This window comes from Sphingomonas sp. DBB INV C78, from assembly GCF_042693015.1.
Taxonomy (GTDB): domain Bacteria; phylum Pseudomonadota; class Alphaproteobacteria; order Sphingomonadales; family Sphingomonadaceae; genus Sphingomonas_E.
Map to the genome: position 1 here is coordinate 4,902,913 of NZ_CP170544.1, position 17,221 is coordinate 4,920,133.

At 64.6% G+C, this 17,221-nt stretch carries 15 protein-coding genes; 8 read left to right on the forward strand and 7 right to left on the reverse strand.

Annotated elements, in window-relative coordinates:
- The first annotated feature begins 105 nt into the window (after positions 1-105).
- From ACFB49_RS23440 to ACFB49_RS23455, 4 genes are read left to right on the forward strand one after another with little or no spacing between them, the layout of a single operon-like run.
- Positions 106-1,563, forward strand: coding sequence for an ATP-binding protein (locus ACFB49_RS23440; protein ID WP_380874234.1), 1,458 nt, complete (start codon positions 106-108; stop codon positions 1,561-1,563).
- Positions 1,560-2,006 (forward strand): response regulator, encoded by a 447-nt coding sequence (locus tag ACFB49_RS23445; protein ID WP_380874235.1) that lies wholly within the window; start codon positions 1,560-1,562, stop codon positions 2,004-2,006. The genes ACFB49_RS23440 and ACFB49_RS23445 overlap by 4 nt, the downstream gene beginning before the upstream one ends.
- Positions 2,003-3,040, forward strand: a complete 1,038-nt coding sequence (locus ACFB49_RS23450) for a sensor histidine kinase (RefSeq protein ID WP_380874237.1) — start codon at positions 2,003-2,005, stop codon at positions 3,038-3,040. The genes ACFB49_RS23445 and ACFB49_RS23450 overlap by 4 nt, the downstream gene beginning before the upstream one ends.
- Positions 3,041-3,094: 54 nt before the next feature.
- The gene (locus ACFB49_RS23455) at positions 3,095-4,867 is read left to right on the forward strand and encodes an ABC-F family ATP-binding cassette domain-containing protein (protein WP_380874239.1); all 1,773 of its coding nucleotides are present in this window, start codon (positions 3,095-3,097) and stop codon (positions 4,865-4,867) included.
- Positions 4,868-4,973: 106 nt separating this feature from the next.
- Here ACFB49_RS23455 and phhA read toward each other — a convergent pair whose 3' ends face one another.
- Positions 4,974-5,834 (reverse strand): phenylalanine 4-monooxygenase, encoded by an 861-nt coding sequence (phhA, locus tag ACFB49_RS23460; RefSeq protein ID WP_380874241.1) that lies wholly within the window; start codon positions 5,832-5,834, stop codon positions 4,974-4,976.
- A 121-nt stretch (positions 5,835-5,955) separates the two neighbouring features.
- Between phhA and ACFB49_RS23465 the strand changes: the two genes are divergently transcribed.
- Positions 5,956-6,606, forward strand: a complete 651-nt coding sequence (locus ACFB49_RS23465; protein WP_380874243.1) for a glutathione S-transferase family protein — start codon at positions 5,956-5,958, stop codon at positions 6,604-6,606.
- A 4-nt stretch (positions 6,607-6,610) separates the two neighbouring features.
- Here the strand turns inward: ACFB49_RS23465 and ACFB49_RS23470 are convergent, their stop codons facing one another.
- Positions 6,611-7,054 carry a DUF2834 domain-containing protein gene (locus ACFB49_RS23470; RefSeq protein WP_380874245.1) on the reverse strand — a complete coding sequence of 148 codons (444 nt, stop codon included), beginning with the start codon at positions 7,052-7,054 and terminating at the stop codon, positions 6,611-6,613.
- A gap of 103 nt (positions 7,055-7,157) precedes the next feature.
- A complete protein-coding gene (gene bdcA, locus ACFB49_RS23475; RefSeq protein WP_380874246.1) occupies positions 7,158-7,871 on the reverse strand; it encodes an SDR family oxidoreductase in 714 nt (237 codons plus the stop codon).
- Between the two features lie 73 nt (positions 7,872-7,944).
- Here bdcA and ACFB49_RS23480 point away from each other — a divergent pair, with 73 nt between their 5' ends.
- Positions 7,945-8,541, forward strand: a complete 597-nt coding sequence (locus tag ACFB49_RS23480; protein ID WP_380874248.1) for a TetR/AcrR family transcriptional regulator — start codon at positions 7,945-7,947, stop codon at positions 8,539-8,541.
- A 136-nt stretch (positions 8,542-8,677) separates the two neighbouring features.
- Here the strand turns inward: ACFB49_RS23480 and ligA are convergent, their stop codons facing one another.
- Positions 8,678-10,813, reverse strand: coding sequence for an NAD-dependent DNA ligase LigA (gene ligA, locus ACFB49_RS23485; RefSeq protein WP_380874249.1), 2,136 nt, complete (start codon positions 10,811-10,813; stop codon positions 8,678-8,680).
- A 193-nt stretch (positions 10,814-11,006) separates the two neighbouring features.
- On the opposite strand from ligA, the gene ACFB49_RS23490 reads away from it, so the two are divergent.
- Positions 11,007-11,486, forward strand: coding sequence for a hypothetical protein (locus tag ACFB49_RS23490; RefSeq protein WP_380874250.1), 480 nt, complete (start codon positions 11,007-11,009; stop codon positions 11,484-11,486).
- A 478-nt stretch (positions 11,487-11,964) separates the two neighbouring features.
- On the opposite strand, the gene ACFB49_RS23495 is transcribed toward ACFB49_RS23490, so the two are convergent.
- Both ACFB49_RS23495 and ACFB49_RS23500 read right to left on the reverse strand, forming a co-directional pair.
- Positions 11,965-12,729, reverse strand: coding sequence for a LytR/AlgR family response regulator transcription factor (locus tag ACFB49_RS23495; RefSeq protein ID WP_380874252.1), 765 nt, complete (start codon positions 12,727-12,729; stop codon positions 11,965-11,967).
- Positions 12,730-12,824: 95 nt separating this feature from the next.
- The gene (locus ACFB49_RS23500) at positions 12,825-13,931 is read right to left on the reverse strand and encodes a sensor histidine kinase (RefSeq protein WP_380874254.1); all 1,107 of its coding nucleotides are present in this window, start codon (positions 13,929-13,931) and stop codon (positions 12,825-12,827) included.
- 311 nt (positions 13,932-14,242) lie between these two features.
- Here ACFB49_RS23500 and ACFB49_RS23505 point away from each other — a divergent pair, with 311 nt between their 5' ends.
- Positions 14,243-15,520 carry a L,D-transpeptidase family protein gene (locus ACFB49_RS23505; RefSeq protein ID WP_380874256.1) on the forward strand — a complete coding sequence of 426 codons (1,278 nt, stop codon included), beginning with the start codon at positions 14,243-14,245 and terminating at the stop codon, positions 15,518-15,520.
- A 239-nt stretch (positions 15,521-15,759) separates the two neighbouring features.
- On the opposite strand, the gene ACFB49_RS23510 is transcribed toward ACFB49_RS23505, so the two are convergent.
- Positions 15,760-17,136, reverse strand: coding sequence for a DEAD/DEAH box helicase (locus tag ACFB49_RS23510; RefSeq protein WP_380874258.1), 1,377 nt, complete (start codon positions 17,134-17,136; stop codon positions 15,760-15,762).
- Positions 17,137-17,221: the final 85 nt, after the last annotated feature.

The window sequence follows — 17,221 nt, forward strand, 5'->3', positions numbered from 1 at the left end:
TAATCTTCATCAATTCACAATCGCGGAGAAGCCGCTATCCCCGCGTTCGTGAAGCTTTCCTGGGTTAGCAGCTCCAACCTTACCGACCGCCAATTCCGGCGGACCGTGACATTTCTCGTCGCCATCGGCTTTATCGCGGTGATGATCGCGGGGGGATTAGCGGCGCAGACGGTGTGGCGCGGGCAGGAATATGCCGCGCTGGTCGATCATACCCATCGGGTCGAAGGGCAACTGGCCGAATATCGCCTGATGATCGAGCGGTCGGAGACCGCGCGGCGCGGCTATATCCTGACCGGCGACGGACGTTATACGAATATTCTCAATGATTCCGTATCGCGCATTGCGCCGGCGCTTGACGAGATCGCCGAGCTTTCCTCCGACAATCCCCGGCAACGCAACCGCGTCGTCCGGCTGCGGGAATTGACTGCCAACCAGATCATCCTGCTGCGCGCGACGCGTGATATGGTGGCGGCCGGCAACAACGCCCAGGCGCTCCGCATCTTCCGCACCGATACCAGCACGCGGACGATCGCCCTGATCCGCGCCGCGGCGCTGGAAATGGTGGAGGAAGAGCAGCGCCTGCTCGATCAGCGAACGGCGATGCAGCGGGCGGCGGTCGAGCGGCTATACATCATCCTGATGCTTGCCGCGCTGCTGGTGGTGGCGGTGGGCTATGCCTCCGTCGCTCTGATCCTCCGCTACACGCGAGCGCTCAATGAAACGGAGCGCGAATTGCGCGGGCTGAACGAGAATCTCGAAGGCGCGGTGAAGGAACGCACGCAAGATTTGCAGCGCGCCAATGACGAGATCCAGCGCTTCGCCTACATCGTCAGCCATGACCTGCGATCGCCGCTGGTCAACGTGATGGGCTTCACCGCGGAACTCGACACCGCAAGCCGCGCCGTGGCCGAACTGATCGAGCGGGTGGAGACGGAAGCGCCCGGCATCGCCACCGAAGAAGCCCGCGTCGCGGCAATGGAGGATCTGCCCGAGGCGATCGGCTTCATCCGCACCTCGACCCAGAAGATGGACCGCCTGATCAATGCGATCCTGAAGCTTTCCCGTCAGGGCCGCCGCGTGATCGTCGCCGAACCGATCGATATGGTCGCCCTGCTGCACAATATTCGCGATACGCTGCAGCAGCGGATCGAGGATAGCGGCGCGATCGTGGAGATCGAGCAATCATTGCCTGCGATCGTCAGCGACCGGGTCGCGGTCGATCAGATCTTCTCCAACCTGATCGAGAATGCGCTCAAATATCTGAAGCCGGGCCGGCCGGGCGAGATCATCGTGCGCGGCCACGCCGGAATGGGCCGCGCGATCTTCGAGGTGGTCGATAATGGCCGCGGCATCGATCCGCGCGACCATGAGCGCATCTTCGATCTGTTCCGCCGATCGGGCACGCAGGACCAGCCGGGCGAAGGCATCGGCCTCGCCCATGTCCGCGCGCTCGCTTATCGCCTCGGCGGCGTGATAGACTGCCATTCGGAACTGGACCGCGGCGCCACGTTCCGCTTGTCCATTCCCATCCAATATACTGCTGAGCAAGGGGCCCTGTCGTGACCGAGCATCAACCCGTCAACATCGTCATGATCGAGGATGACGAAGGCCATGCGCGCCTGATCGAGAAGAATATCCGGCGCGCCGGTATTTCCAACGATATCCATCATTTCACCGATGGCACGTCGGCGCTGGAATTCCTCTACGAGCATGACAATGGCCCGGCCTTGAACGGCCCGGCGCTGGTGCTGCTCGACCTCAACCTGCCGGATATGAGCGGGACGGATATCCTCGCCAAGATCAAGGGCGATGGGCCGTTGAAGCGCACGCCGGTGGTGGTGCTGACGACGACGGACGACAAGGTGGAGATCGAGCGCTGCTACGATCTCGGCTGCAATGTCTACATCACCAAGCCGGTGAATTACGAGAATTTCGCGCAGGCGATCCGCCAGCTCGGCCTGTTCCTGTCGGTCATCCAGGTGCCGGAGGTCGGCGAAGACCAATGATCCGCCGCGACGTCCACGTTCTTTACATCGACGATGATGATGGCCTCCGCCGGCTGGTGCAGCGGGCGTTGGAGCGGCGCGGCTATGTCGTCTCGCTGGCAGCCAACGGCGCCGAAGGCGTGGAGAAGGCGCGTGCCGAACGGCCGAGCCTGATCGCGGTCGACCATTATATGCCGGGGCAGGACGGGTTGACCACGCTGGAGCAGATCCGCGCGCTGCCCGATGCGCCGCCCGTCGTCTATGTCACGGGGTCCGAAGAAAGCCGGATCGCGGTGGCCGCGCTCAAGGCCGGGGCGTCGGACTATGTGGTGAAGGCGCCCGGCGAGGACTTTTTCGATCTGCTCGACAGCGCCTTCATCCAGGCGCTGCAGCAGATGAAATTGTTGCGGGAGAAGGAGGTCGCGGAGGCCGCATTGCAGGCCAGCAACGAGCGGCTGGAAGCGCTGCTGAAGGAGGTGAACCACCGCGTCGCCAACAGCCTTCAGCTGGTTTCGGCGTTCGTGCAGCTACAGGCGAGCGCGCTGTCGGACGAGACGTCGCGTTCGGCCTTGCAGGACACCCAGCGCCGTATCCAGGCGATCGCCCAGGTCCACCGCAGCCTCTACACATCGGGCGATGTCGAGCGCGTGGCGATGGACGATTATCTCGCCGCGATCGTGGCCGAACTGGAGGAAACCTGGTCGACGCCCCAGGCGCCGCGGAAGCTGAAGCTGGCGGCCGCGCCGATCCGGCTGGAAACCGATCGCGCGGTTTCGGTGGGCGTGATCGTCAACGAGCTTGTCAGCAACGCGTGCAAATATGCCTATCCGGCCGAGGCGCCGGGCGAGATCCGTATCGAGTTTGCATCCGACGGCGACGGCCATTTCCGCCTTTCGGTGGAAGATGATGGTTGTGGTTTGCAGATGAACGGGTCACCCAAGGGAACGGGGCTAGGGGGCAAGCTCGTGCGGGCGATGGCGACAAGCCTGAAGTCGCAGATCGCCTATGATGCCGCGCATCAGGGCGTGCGGGCGACGTTGAGGGCCGCGCTTTAGGAAAGCGGCGCATGCCGGTTTACCCGGCCGCCCTTCGTCCCTATGTCGCGGCCCATGTCCGCACCTGTTCTCGCATATGAAGATCTCGGCCTCGTCCAGGGTTCGGGGTGGCTGTTCCGCCATCTCGACATCTATATCCAGCCGCGTGACCGCCTCGCGCTGATCGGGCGCAACGGCGCCGGCAAGACGACGCTCCTCAAACTGCTGGCCGCCGCGATCGACGCGGACGAGGGGCGGCGGACGGTGGTGCCCGGCACCAAGGTGATCCTGCTGGAACAGGAACCGTCGCTGGCGGGCTTCGCGACGCTCCGCGATTATGCGCTCGCCGGTAATGACGCGGCGAGCCACGAGGTCGAGGCCATTGCCGACCAGATCGGCATCGACCTTTCGCGGGATGCCGCGACCGCATCGGGCGGCGAACGCCGCCGCGCCGCGATCGCCCGGGCGCTGGCGCAGGAGCCGGACGTGCTTTTGCTCGACGAGCCGACCAACCATCTCGATATCGCCGCGATCGACTGGCTGGAACAATGGCTTGGCCGCTACAATGGCGCGTTCGTCGCGATCAGCCATGACCGCACCTTCCTGACCCGGTTGACCAAGCAGACGCTGTGGCTCGACCGTGGCACCATTCGCCGAGCGGAGATCGGCTTTGGCGGGTTCGAGGCGTGGACCGAGAAGGTCTATGAGGATGAGGCGCGTAACGCCCAGCGGCTCGATGCGCGACTGAAGATCGAGGAGCATTGGCTGCAGCGCGGCGTCACGGGGCGGCGCCGGCGCAATCAGGGACGACTGGCCCAGCTCAAGGAGATGCGGGCGCAGCGCGCGGCGATGATGGGGCCGCAGGGCGCGGCCGCGCTCGCCATCGCCAGCGATGATGTGAAGACCAAGGTGGTGATCGACGCCGATCATGTCACCAAGACCTTCGGTGACCGTGCCGTCATCAAGGATTTCAGCTTCCGGGTGACGCGAAAGGACCGCATCGGCGTGGTCGGCGCGAACGGCGCGGGCAAAACGACCCTGCTCAAGCTGCTGACGGGCGAACTGCCGCCCGACGAGGGGACGGTGAAGCTCGCCAAGACGCTGGACGGCATCATCATCGACCAACAGCGCAGCCTGATGGCACCGGACAAGCGCGTGCGTGACGTGCTCGCCGACGGCGGCGACTGGGTGACGGTGCTGGGCGAGAAGAAGCACGTCCACGGCTATCTCAAGGAATTCCTGTTCGATCCGTCGCTCGCCGACGCCAGGATCGGCTCGCTTTCCGGCGGCGAGCGTTCGCGCCTGCTGCTGGCGCGGGAGTTTGCGCGCCATTCCAACCTGCTGGTGCTCGACGAGCCGACCAACGATCTCGATCTGGAGACGCTCGATCTGCTGCAGGAAGTGATCGCCGACTATGACGGCACGGTGCTGATCGTCAGCCACGACCGCGACTTCCTCGATCGCACGGTGACGGTGACGCTCGGCCTCGACGGATCGGGCAAGGTCGATATCGTCGCCGGCGGCTATGAGGATTGGGAACGCCAGCGGGCGCCGAAGCAGGAAGCGAAGAAGGCGGCGGCCAAGCTCGTGGAGGCGCCGCGCGAGAAGGTGCGCACCAAGCTCAGCTACAAGGATCAGCGCGACTACGACAATCTGCCGGCCGAGATCGAGAAGATCGAAGCCGCGATCGCGCGGGATGAGACGGCGCTTGCGGACCCCGATCTCTACTCGAAAAATCCCAAGCGCTTCGACGAACTGACCAAGGCGATCGATGCGGCGCGGGCGCGCAAGGACGAGGCCGAGATGCGCTGGCTGGAACTGGCGGAAATGGCCGAGGCTTTGGGTTAGGCTATTCCCCCGGCTGCCGTTTGTGTCGAGCGAAGTCGAGACACGTTAAGCGGCGCGCTTGTGGCGCGTCCCTCGACTTCGCTCGGGACGAACGGGAGAGACGCTCTTACCCCTTCTTCCCCCGCGCATAGTCCTGCGTGCCGCGCGTGATTACCTCGTCTTCCGCAAGCACCGTTTCCGGTTCGAGATCATCGAGCGTCTCCAGTTCCGCGTAGAGCGGCGCGAAATCGGTATCGAGGGTGGTGCGGAGCAGTTCGTCGAAGCTGGGGATCACGAAATAGGTCTGCTGATAGTCGTCGATCCGGTATTTCGTCCGCATCACGCGCTTCAGATCGAAGCCGATCCGGTTGGGGCTGGCGTCGTCGAGCGCGAAAATGCTCTCGCCATGGCTGGAAACGATGCCGGAGCCGTAGATGCGCAAGGCATCGTCCTCGCGCACCAGCCCGAATTCCACCGTGTACCAGTAAAGCCGCGCGAGCTTGTGGAGCGCGCCGAAACCGAGCGAACGCAACCCGCCTTGACCATAAGCCTGCATATAATCGGCGAAAACGGGGTCGGCGAGCATCGGTACATGGCCGAACACGTCATGGAAGACGTCGGGCTCCTGCAGATAATCGAGCTGATCGGCGCGGCGGATGAAATTGCCTGCGACGAAGCGACGGTTGGCGAGATGATCGAAGAAGACGTCATCGGGGACGAGGCCGGGCACAGCAACGACGCGCCAGCCGGTCGCCGCCATCAGCCGTTCGGAAAGCTCCTCGAAATTGGGGATGCCGGGGCGTGAGAGCCGAAGCACGTCGAGCCCGCGGAGCCACGCCTTGGAGGCGCGCCCAGGTAGTAGTTTTGCCTGGCGTTCAAACAAGGTGTCCCAGACCGCGTGTTCCTGTGCGGTGAAGCGGTCCCAGTCCTGATCAATCGTCCAGTCGGCGGCAGCGCCCTCGGGAGGGCGATCCAATGTGATTTCCATGGGCGCCAGTGTAGCATGGCGAGACGGGCGAGGGGAAATGGTGGCCCAAATTGCGGCGTCGATGCTCATACCCTGATGGCAGAAGCCGGGCGGGCCTGACAGACTGGCCGCGGAGGCAGCCATGATCACCGTCCACCATCTCGAAAATTCGCGATCGCACCGCATCCTCTGGCTGATGGAGGAACTGGGGCTCGATTACGCAATCGAACATTATCAGCGCCGCGACCGGCTGTTCTCGCCGCCCGAATATGAGCGGCTGCACGGGCTGGGCAAGGCGCCCGTCATCACCGATGGCGATCGCGTGATCGCGGAATCGGGCGCGATCATCGAATATGTCATCGAGGTCCACGGCCGCGGCCGGTTGCGGCCGCCGATCGGCAGCGACGATTGGGTGCGCTATCTCCAGTGGATGCACCTGATCGAAGGATCGGTGATGCTGCCTTACATCATGGGCATCTATCTGGAGATGCTGGGCGATGCGGGGGCGCCGCTCCATGGCCGTATCCATGGGGAGATCGACCGGCATTTCGGCTTCATGGAGCGTGAGCTTGCGGGGCGCGACTTCGTGACCGGTGACGAATTGACTGGCGCCGACATACAAGCCGCATTCGTGATCGAGGCGGCGTCGCTGCGCGGAATGCTAGGGCCTTATCCCGAACTGCGCCGCTATCTGGCGCTGATGAAGGCGCGGCCCGCATATATCCGCGCGCTCGAACGCGGCGGGCCGCATGATCTGGACGACCTACGAAAGGGTTGGCAGGGCGAAACCTGAACGCTCAGCCTTGCGACCTATTCCAGCGCAATTGCCGTTCCTTCATTCCGAGGAACAGCGCCATGGCGAAGGCGAAGCTGGTGACCGCGCTCATCGGGAACCAGATCCAGTTCCACTTCATGCCAGCACGGCGGCCGTCGACGATCGTCCAGGGAATGAACAGCACGCCGTTCGCGAACAGCAGATCCTGCCCGCCGGATGCCGAAGCCGGATTGACGAACAGCAGCTTCACCCAGTTGCTCCAGGTCGCCGCATCGCCATATTCGCGCATGAAGCGGAAGTTGAAATACCAGCCGATGACGAGGCCGGCCGCCGCAATCAGATAGTAAAAGGCTTCCAGTGCCGACAGGCCACCCGCGCGGCGGGTGAACAGGTGACGGTTGGGATAGATTGTCATTGCGATCGCGATCAGGCCGATCGCGACATAGAACAGCTCCTTCGTCGACATTGGCATCCTCCCCCATGTTCGGGCCGATATTTCGTGCCCGTATCGAAGCTATGGGATCGGTGCGGGCGACGCCAGTGCGCTGTCGGCACTGGCGTCTTTGCCATCAGGCGCCGAAGCCGCCGTCGATCGTCTGCAGCGATCCGGTGATCATCGCGCCATGGGGGCCGGCGAGGAAGGCAGTATATTCGGCGATCTCGTCGGTGTGGATGTGGCGCTTGATCGCCATGAAGCTGTGCATCGTCGCCGCCATCGGGCCGTCGGAGGGGTTCATGTCGCTGTCGGTCGGCCCGGGCTGGACGCTGTTGACGGTGATGCGCCTGTCGCCGAAATCGCGGGCGAGGCCGCGGACCATGCCCTGCATCGCCGATTTGGTGAGCGCATAGGCCGCGCCGCCGGCAAAGGGCATGCGATCGCCATTGGTCGATCCGATCACGATGATGCGGCCATCGGGGTTCATCTGGCGCGCTGCCTCGACCGCGGCGTGATAGGGCGCGCGGACATTGACGTCGATCATCCGGTCGATCGCATCGGCATCGAGCGTCAGCGGATCGCCAAGCACGAGCGCGCCGGCATTAACGACCAGCACGTCGAGCGCGCCGCGCCCCGCGACCGTCGCGATCAGGGCGTCACGATCGGCGCTGTCGGTGCGGATCGCCTCGGCCCCGGTTTCCGCGGCCAGCGCATCCGATGCGTCCTTCGATCCGACATACGTGAAGGCGACCTTGGCGCCGCCGGATGCGAAGCGCCGGACGATCGCCGCGCCAATACCCCGGCTGCCGCCAAGGACCAGGACATTTTTTCCAGAGAAATCAGCCATGACGGCCTCCTTGAGTTAATGTAGTGATCGCTATATATTTGAGTCGCAGGCGAGGTGCAAGGATTATTTAGTGATGACTACAGAAAAAGCGGGTTCGCGCGGCAGGCCACGCTCTTTCGACAAGGATCGGGCCATCGAAACGGGTATGAAGCTGTTTCACGCGCGCGGCTATGATGCTGTCGGGGTGGCCGAATTGGTGTCCGAGCTCGGCATCAAGCCGCCGAGCTTCTACGCCGCGTTCGGCAGCAAGGCCGGCCTGCTGGCGTGTGCGCTGGAACGCTATGCCGCGGGCGACGCCAACATCTTCGGGCGGGCGTGTGCGGAAGGCGGCAGTGTCGCAACCGTGATCCATCGCACGCTGATGCTGGCGGCCGAGACCTATCCGGAGAAGGGCGGTGTCGCGGGATGCCTGGTGCTGGATGGCGCGCGCAACAGCAGCGATCCCGAGGCCTACCAACTGGCGAAGGCCGCAAGGACGGCGAGCGGCGAGGCGATCCGCGACTTCATCGTTGGCGAATATCCCGCGCGCGCCGACGAACTGGCCGATCTGGTGACGATCGCGCTGGCCGGCATGTCGGCTGCCGCCCGCGATGGCGCGGAGGAGGCGGCGCTGATGGCCTTTGCAAACAAGATCAGCCGCGCCTTCCGCCGGGAGGCCGAGACTATTTAGTCGTCACCCCGGACCTGTTCCGGGGTCCACCGGACAGCACGTCCATCGGCCAGAAGCTTTGAGCGGGCCGTCAGCGGCTCTGTGGACCCCGGAACAGGTCCGGGGTGACGGCCAATAAATGTCGATCGACCTCGGCTTATGCCGCACCTGCCACGATCGCCTGCCAGGCCGCCTCGTCGATCACCGGGATGCCGAGATCGCTGGCTTTCTTGAGCTTCGATCCCGCACCCGGCCCGGCCACCACCAGATCGGTCTTGGCGGAGACGGAGCCGGCGACCTTCGCGCCCAGCGCTTCGGCCTGCGCCTTGGCCTCGTCGCGCGACATGGTTTCGAGGCTGCCGGTGAACACCACGGTCTTGCCGGTGACTTCGGAGGCGCGGGTTTCGTGGATGACGGCCTGCACCTCCACCTGCGCGAGCAAGTCAGCAAGCACCTCCTGGTTGTGCGGCTCGGCGAAGAAATCGACCAGCGCCTGCGCCACCTCCGGGCCGATGCCCGGCGTTTCGATGATCGCGGCCAGTTCCTTGGCGGATCGGGCACGGAATTTCTCGTCCGTCTCGCCGACCGCCTGCACCAGGCCCGCGCGGTGGGCACGCGCTTCCTCGATCTTCGCGGTCAGCGCGGCCCAGGTCGAATAGCGGCGGGCGAGGTCGCGCGCCGTCACCTCGCCGACATGGCGGATGCCGAGCGCGAACAGGAATCGATCGAGCGGCGGCGTGCGTTTGGCGTCGATCGCGCGGATGAGATTGTCGACCGAGGTTTCGGCCCAGCGTTCGCGGGCGATCAGTGCGTCGCGCTGCTCGTGCAGGCGATAGATGTCGGCCGGCGAGTGGGTGAGCCCATCCTTGTAGAAGGCCTCGATATGCGTGAGGCCGAGCCCCTCGATATCGAGCGCATGGCGGCTTACGAAATGGCGGAGCCGCTCGACGCGCTGGGCGGGGCAGATCAGACCACCGGTGCAGCGCCAATCGACCTCGCTCTCTTCACGCGCCAATGCCGAGCCGCATTCCGCGCATTCGGTGGGGAAATGCCACGGATCGCGTTCTTCATCGCGAGTCAAATTCTGCACGATCTGCGGGATCACGTCGCCCGCGCGCTGCACGACCACCCGGTCACCGGGGCGCACGCCCAGCCGCTCGATCTCATCCGCATTGTGGAGCGTCGCGTTGGTGACGACGACGCCGCCCACCGTCACCGGCTCCAGCCGCGCGACAGGGGTGATCTTGCCGGTGCGGCCGACCTGTGTGTCGATCGTCCGCAGAGTCGTCTGCGCCTGTTCTGCCGGGAATTTGTGGGCGATCGCCCAGCGCGGCGCGCGCGCGACGAAACCCAGCCGCTCCTGCCAGTCCAGTCGGTCGACCTTGTAGACGACGCCGTCGATGTCGAAGGGCAAGTCGGCGCGTTCGGCCTCGATCGCCCGATAATGGGCGAGCATCGCGTCCACGCTGTCGATGCGGACCAATGCGTCCGATACGGGCAGGCCCCAATCCGCGATGGCGCGCATCACGCCATACTGGGTGTCGGCCGGAAGCGCCGAGACTTCGCCCCAGCCGTGGGCGAGGAAACGCAGCGGCCTTGAAGCGGTGACGGTGGCGTCTTTCTGGCGCAGCGAACCCGCGGCGGCGTTGCGGGGGTTGGCGAACTGGCGGGCCTTGGCGGCGTCCTCGACTTCGGCCAGCAGCCGGGCGTTGAGCGCGCGGAAATCGGCCTTGGCCATATAGACTTCGCCGCGGATCTCGAACACGTCCGGCGCGCCCGCGGGCAAGGTCTGCGGAATGTCGGATATGGTGCGGACGTTGGGCGTCACATCCTCGCCCACCGCACCATCACCGCGGGTCGCCGCCTGAACGAGCCTGCCCTTCTCGTAGCGGAGCGAGCAGGAGAGACCGTCGATCTTGGGTTCGGCGGTTATCGGCACCGCCGCGTCATCTGCCAGCCGCAGGAAGCGGCGGATGCGGTCGACGAACTCGGTCACGTCCTCGTCCGCAAAGGCATTGTCGAGGCTGAGCATGGCCCTGGCATGGGTTACCTTGGCCAGCGGCCCCGACGGTGCCGATCCCACCGACCGCGACGGCGAATCCGCGCGAACGAGCTGTGGGAATGCCCGCTCGATCGCAGCGTTTTCGCGCATCAGCGCGTCATATTCGGCATCCGAAATCTCCGGCGCGTCGTCCGCGTGGTAGAGCGCATTGTGGCGGGCGATCTCGGTTGCGAGCCAGGCGAGCCGATCGGCGGCGGTCTCGGAATCGGCGGGCAAGGCGGGCTTGGTCATGGCCTAGCGCTAGGCGATCCGGGGCAGGGCAATCAAGCGCTTCCGCCCCCGTCGACGGATCGATCATCTTCGTCGCAACGGACAGGCATCGGCCACCTCATTGTCGTTCAATGCAACGGTATCGTCGCGCGGCGATATCGCCAGCGCCCCGATCGCGGATTGTGCGTGCCAACGCCAATCAGGGGAGTGCGCCATGAGCAACTCGATCATCGACGGAACCATCCTCGAAGCCAAGGTCAAGCGCGCGGTCAAGCGCCAGACGCTGTTCGACACCGTCACCTTCCAACTCGCCGACGGCAGCCTGAAGACCATCAGGAAGCTTCAGGTCGCCAATGAGGTCGCCGGGCATCTGACTGCCGGCGCCAAGGGCCGTTTCTATCTCTACAAGATGGGCGACCAGCGCGGCGTTCATGGCATCCGCACGGTGGATGGCCGGGAGATCGCGGCCTATCCGCGGGTGATCGAGCGGCTGATGCTGGTCCTCGGCTCGCTCAACCTCGCGATCCTGATCGCCTGGATCATGATGGATGGCGAGGTGCGGCTACTGCCCCTGATCCTCGGGCCGATCTGCCTTGGCTTCGGCATCCTGCTTCACCTCACCGGCAATGCGGCGATGCGTCAGTTCGCCGCCGACGCTGGCCCCGATGCCCAGCCGCGTCCGGCGATCGTCTGATGCGCAGCCGCCAGCTCGACACCCGCCTTCCGATCGACCGGATCAAGCAGGCGTCGCCGCGCACGCAGCGTCGCCTTCTGCTGCTCGCATTGCTGCTCCGTTCGTCGGCTTCGGCCTGATCGCTGCAAGTTCGTCGCGATCCCCGTGGGCCTCGTCGCGGAAAAGCAACTCCGTCGCGTGGAAACCGGGGGCAGTCGCGCAAGGCAGGAAAGCGGCAAGCGACACGCCTAATCCACACTCAGCGGGCCGGGAATGGCCTGAATGTTCAAAGAGGAATGAAAGATGACTGCCAATTATGTTCGTACCGCCGCCACCTGGTTCGCGGCCATGTTCACCACCAGCCTGTTCGTCACTGCCGCCACGTCGTTCGCGCATGTGATCTGAGCAGGTGCGGGACTGGCCAGCGCCGTCGGACATCGGTTGAGATCCGTGTCCGGCGGCGTTGTTGTATCTTCCGTTTGCCGATAGCTGCGCCGCCTCAGTTCAGGCCGAGCGCGCTGTCCACCACGTCCGAATAGCTCGGACCCACCTGCACCTCTGCGCCATCCGCCAGGATCAGCGCAATCGACCGGTTCGCCCTGCGCACCTCGGTCACCCGTTCCGGCCGCACGAAGGCCGAGCGATGGACGCGGATCAACCCGCTGCCCACCAATTTCTCCTCCAGCGCCCCCATCGTCGTGCGCAGCATATGGCTGCGCATCTCGGTATGAAGCAGCACATAGTCCCGCGCGGCCTCGATCCAGTTGATGGTATCGAGCGGCACGCGGCGCTGACCATGCCGTTCGGGCACCCAGAAGGCCGCATCGTCGCGCGCCTCGGCGGCATTGGTGCGCAGGCTCAGCACCTGTTCTTCCAATGAATCGACCCGCTCCGCCTGTTCGCGCATGGCGCGGCGGCGACGCGCGCGCTCGACCGCCTGGCGCAGCCGATCGAAGCGGATCGGCTTCAGCACATAGTCCGCAGCGTCGACGTCGAACGCGTCGGGCGCATAATGCTCGTGTGCGGTGACGAAGACGATTTCGGGGCGCGGCTCGACCATGATGTCGGCCGCAGTGCGCAGGCCATTGCGCCCCGGCATCTGGATGTCGAGGATGACGAGATCGGGCTGAAGCCGCGTGATGGCTTCCAGCGCCTCCTCGCCCGTCATCGCCTGGCCGACCACCTCGGCGCCGTCGACATTGGCGAACAGCGCATTCAGTCGGTCGAGCGCGAGTGCCTCGTCGTCAACAAGCAGCACGCGCATCGAATGGTCCCATCCCCCAGAGTCATCCCCAGATACGAATTTCCCACAGGGAGGGATGCGTAGACAAGTGTTACTAATCGAAAAGCAGGCCGGAATTACGATTGTGCGGCGATTTTGGACGGAATTGCCGTCATAGCCTCATCCAGCGGCAGGCATATCCGCGCGAGGAAGCCAGTACCGACCGCTTCAGCCTTAAGATTGGCGCGCTCGCCATACAGCGCCTCGAGCCGTCGCCGGACGTTGCGCAGGCCAACGCCGGCGCCCGTGGTCTTTACCGAAGGCAGGTTCGCGCCGCCGTCATTGGCGATGCTGAGGCAGAGATTGTTGCCATCGATCGACGCATCGATCGAGATCGTCACCGGTTGGGCCGACCGTGCGACACCATATTTTATCGCATTTTCCACTAGCGGCTGGATCAGCAGGCCGGGTACATGGACGCTACGTGCAGCGGGGGCGCAACTGATCTCCACGCGCAGCCGCTCGCCGAAGCGCACGGCCTCGATACCGAGATAATCGGCGGTCAGATCCAATTCTTCTTCCAGCGGCACCAGTTCGGTCGGATCGCAGGCAAGCGAAGCGCGCAGGAAGTTGGAAAGCTTGTCCGTCATCTCCTCCGCATCCTCGTTGCGGCGGGTGACGATCAGCGCCGAGATTGCGTTGAGCGTGTTGAACAGGAAATGCGGATTGAGCTGTAGCCGCAGCGCTTCCAGTTCCGATCGTTGGGCGGCATTTTCGGCAGCCACCAACTGGCGTTCGCGGGTCATGGCGCGCCGTTGCGTGAAAGCGAGCTGGAACAGCGCGACATTCACCGTGAAGACGCAGACATAATTAAGCAGCGAGCCTGAAGCGCGCGCGAAGTTGACCGGGATGTTGCTCCAGGTCTCGTTGAAATGCTCTGCGACCCAGGCCGTGAACAGCAGATCGAACATGGTGTGGCCCAGCGCGATGCCGAACGTCGCCGCAACCAGCAGCACCGTGCGCGGGAGGCCGGGCCATGTGGTCGTTCCGCGAAATATCGCGAACAATATGAATCCCAGCACCATCGACAGCATCACGGTCGAGGAATCGAGCGCCACGCCGGCCCAGTCATTGGGATGACGCGAAAGGATGGCCGGCAGGAAGATAAGCAGCATGAACAGCCAAAGTGCCACGGTCAGCGGCACGGCATCGCTCCATCGCGCATCCGACTTCGCGGCTGGCATGTAGGTAGTGATCCCCCGGTTCTTACTGGGCGACATGTGCCTCAAAATGCCCGGTTCGTCACGTAATACGAGTTGCATGCTCCCGCTTTTGTCGAGCGCTGGCCAGAGCGCCAGCGGGGCGGGACGAAAATGCCGCGCGCTGCGACGAAGCTGAAAATCGGCCGCCCTGTTTCGCCATCGTCGCTCTCGCGGCGACGCCGGACGCAACGCGAAAGCTTCTCTCTCCGTAATGGCTAGTGACGCCGCCATCGCATTCGTCATCCGAAGCGATCCCGGGCGCGGGGTGGCGCCGCGTTTGTGGAGTAGGCGTCATGGAATTCGACGGAACGGAAGATCGGAATGGCAACCCACGGTTCGGCATCGTGCGCGGTCTGCTGGTGGCGGGCGCTGCGACGGCCGCGGTGCTGGCCTTCGTCAACGAACCGGCCTCGGTGGGCGGAGCCCAGGCGCTTGCATCCGTGATCCTTCCCGAGCCGCAGGCCGCCCAGCCCGTCTTCGCGTTCCGCTGGACTCCGGCGATGGTGGAAGCGCTGCTTGTGGAGATCGACGCCGCCAAGGGCGAGGGGCTTGATGCTGCGCCCTATCGGGCTGAGCCCATCCGCGCCGAACTTGGTCGCAGTGGTGGCAGTGCCCAGCTCGACGCGATGGCCGATGCCGCCGCGCTCAAGCTCGCGCAGGATTATCTGCTCGGCCGCGTCAGTGATCGCAGCGGTTTCGACTGGCATATCGAGCGCAAGGATGGCGATCTCAACCAGCTTACCATCGCGATGAAGCAGGCGGTTGCGGCCGGTCAGGTTCGCCTTTGGCTGCGGTCGCTGCTGCCGTCCGATGCACGCTATGTCGCGCTGCGCGACGCGCTCGCCGCGACGCCGGCCACGGATCAGGCAGGCCGCGACCGGCTGATGGCGAACATGGAACGCTGGCGCTGGATGCCGCGCGATCTCGGCCGCGACCATATCTATGTGAACGTGCCGAGCTACACGCTCGATCTGGTCGACGACGGCAAGGAGGTGTCGACCTACACCGTCGTCGTCGGCAAGCCGGCGACGCCGACGCCACAGATGACGATGACGGCCAGCTCGGTGGTGGTGAATCCGTCCTGGACGGTGCCGGCCAGCATCATCCGTTCATCGAACCTGAAACCCGGCAAGCGCGGTTACAAGTTTGTGGCTGCCGGTGGTGGGCGTTATGCCGTGGTGCAGGCGCCGGGGCCGGGCAATGCGCTTGGCAAGATCAAGATCGACATGCCGAACCCGCATGCGATCTACCTGCACGACACACCCGCCAAGGCCTATTTCGAGAAGACCTCGCGTGCCTACAGCCATGGCTGCATCCGCGTGAAGGACATCGACCAGCTCGCCGAAGAGATCGTGCGGCTCGACAATGGCAAGCTCGCCGATTTCGAGCGTGGGCTGGCGGGAAGATCGACCACAACTGTGAAGCTCGGCACAGCACGGCCGGTCTGGCTCGTCTACTTCACGGCAGACACCGGGCCGGATGGCAGGGTGGTGGCTTTGGAGGATCCCTATAACCGCGATACCCGATTGATCGCGCGCCTCAACGGTCCGACGCAACTCGCGTCGCGCTAAGCCAGGCGTCTTCGACTCATCGGGTCGGGCGGGGGAGGGCCTGTCGGGAAGTCGGCATCGGATCTACGGACCGATGCGGCTTCCCGGCAGGCTCAGTGTTTTTGAGGGGATGCGCGTTGGACCTTGATCGTTCCAGGCCCCCAGGGCCTGAAACGTGAATCAAGGTCAACCATTTGAATAGAGCCTGATTCACGATATCGGCGGAAGCGTGTAGCGCTTCCACCTCGATCGATCAGGCTCTAGCGCGTGCCGAAACCGAAATCCAGGAAGGTGGGAACCGGGCCGTTCCACCCATCGTCGGGGCCATCATCGGCAGGACGACGATCGCGGCGCGGTTCCTCGCGGCGGGCGGGCCTCGCCTCGCGCTCGGGCGCCGCCTTCGCGCGGGTGGGTTTTGCCTTGCTGGTTTCTTCCTTGGCAGGTGCTTCCTTGGCGGCGGCCGCCTTGCCGCGGGTGCGCCTGGCCGGCGCCTTCTCTTCGGCTGCGGGTTCCGGGGCCGGCTCGGCCTTGCGGATCCGCTCGATCTTCATCTGCGTCAGCTTCTCGATATTCTCGACGGCTTCCGCATCTTCGGGCGTGACGAGGGTGAAGGCCTTGCCGGTCGCGCCCGCGCGGCCGGTGCGGCCGATGCGGTGGACATAATCGTCGGGATGCCACGGCACGTCATAATTGAAGACGTGGCTGACGCCCTTGATGTCGAGCCCGCGGGCAGCGACGTCCGACGCGACGAGGATGTTGATCTCACCGGTCTTGAAACGGTCCAGTTCGCGCAGGCGCTCGGACTGCTCCATGTCGCCATGGATCTGGCTGGCGGCGAAGCCGTCGCGGCGCAGGCTCTGGGCGAGATCGCGCACGGTGGTCTTGCGGTTCGAGAAGATGATCGCGGTGCGAAGGTCCTCGGCGCGAAGCATTTCCTCCAGCTTGGCGCGTTTGCCGCGGGAGGAGACTTCGACCAGGCGCTGTTCGATCTGCAGATTTGCGCTCGCCGGCCGCGCAACCTCGATCCGCTTGGGATTGCTCAGGAACTTGTCGGCCAGCTTCTTGATTGGCGCGGGCATCGTCGCCGAAAACAGCAGCGTCTGCCGCGTCGCTGGAAGCTTGGTGCAGATTTCCTCGATGTCCGGGATGAAGCCCATGTCGAGCATGCGATCCGCCTCGTCGATGACGAGCAGGCTGCAGCCGGTCAGCAGGATCTTGCCGCGCTGGAACAGGTCCATCAGCCGGCCCGGCGTCGCGATCAGGACATCGACGCCCTTTTCCAGCGCCGCCACCTGATCGGCCATGTTCACGCCGCCGATCAGCAAGGCCATCGAAAGCTTGTGATATTTGCCGTATTTCTCGAAATTCTCGGCGACCTGGGCGGCAAGCTCGCGGGTCGGTTCGAGAATCAGCGATCGCGGCATCCGCGCCCGGCTGCGGCCGTGGGCGAGGATGTCGATCATCGGCAGCACGAAGCTGGCCGTCTTGCCCGTGCCCGTCTGGGCGATGCCGATGATATCCTTCATCATCAGCACTGGCGGGATCGCCTGCGCCTGAATGGGGGTTGGCTCGGTGTAACCGGACTCGGTCACAGCGCGCAGGAGTTCGTCAGAAAGGCCGAGATCGGCGAAAGTCATAAGCGACCTGGAAATACGGCAGCGCGCGAGACCGCGCCGCACCTGCCCGCGCGCTTGGGCGGACAGGGCCGATTTGTCAAGCAGG

Bases quoted from the DNA above. Each gene is read 5' to 3' on its own strand.
- ACFB49_RS23495 (WP_380874252.1), bottom strand. From the start codon at position 12,729: ATGCGCGTGCTGCTTGTTGACGACGAGGCACTCGCGCTCGACCGACTG.
- ligA (WP_380874249.1), bottom strand. From the start codon at position 10,813: ATGACCAAGCCCGCCTTGCCCGCCGATTCCGAGACCGCCGCCGATCGG.
- ACFB49_RS23455 (WP_380874239.1), top strand. From the start codon at position 3,095: ATGTCCGCACCTGTTCTCGCATATGAAGATCTCGGCCTCGTCCAGGGT.
- ACFB49_RS23450 (WP_380874237.1), top strand. From the start codon at position 2,003: ATGATCCGCCGCGACGTCCACGTTCTTTACATCGACGATGATGATGGC.
- ACFB49_RS23510 (WP_380874258.1), bottom strand. From the start codon at position 17,136: ATGACTTTCGCCGATCTCGGCCTTTCTGACGAACTCCTGCGCGCTGTG.
- phhA (WP_380874241.1), bottom strand. From the start codon at position 5,834: ATGGAAATCACATTGGATCGCCCTCCCGAGGGCGCTGCCGCCGACTGG.
- ACFB49_RS23500 (WP_380874254.1), bottom strand. From the start codon at position 13,931: ATGCCAGCCGCGAAGTCGGATGCGCGATGGAGCGATGCCGTGCCGCTG.
- ACFB49_RS23470 (WP_380874245.1), bottom strand. From the start codon at position 7,054: ATGTCGACGAAGGAGCTGTTCTATGTCGCGATCGGCCTGATCGCGATC.
- ACFB49_RS23465 (WP_380874243.1), top strand. From the start codon at position 5,956: ATGATCACCGTCCACCATCTCGAAAATTCGCGATCGCACCGCATCCTC.
- ACFB49_RS23490 (WP_380874250.1), top strand. From the start codon at position 11,007: ATGAGCAACTCGATCATCGACGGAACCATCCTCGAAGCCAAGGTCAAG.
- ACFB49_RS23480 (WP_380874248.1), top strand. From the start codon at position 7,945: ATGACTACAGAAAAAGCGGGTTCGCGCGGCAGGCCACGCTCTTTCGAC.
- bdcA (WP_380874246.1), bottom strand. From the start codon at position 7,871: ATGGCTGATTTCTCTGGAAAAAATGTCCTGGTCCTTGGCGGCAGCCGG.
- ACFB49_RS23505 (WP_380874256.1), top strand. From the start codon at position 14,243: ATGGAATTCGACGGAACGGAAGATCGGAATGGCAACCCACGGTTCGGC.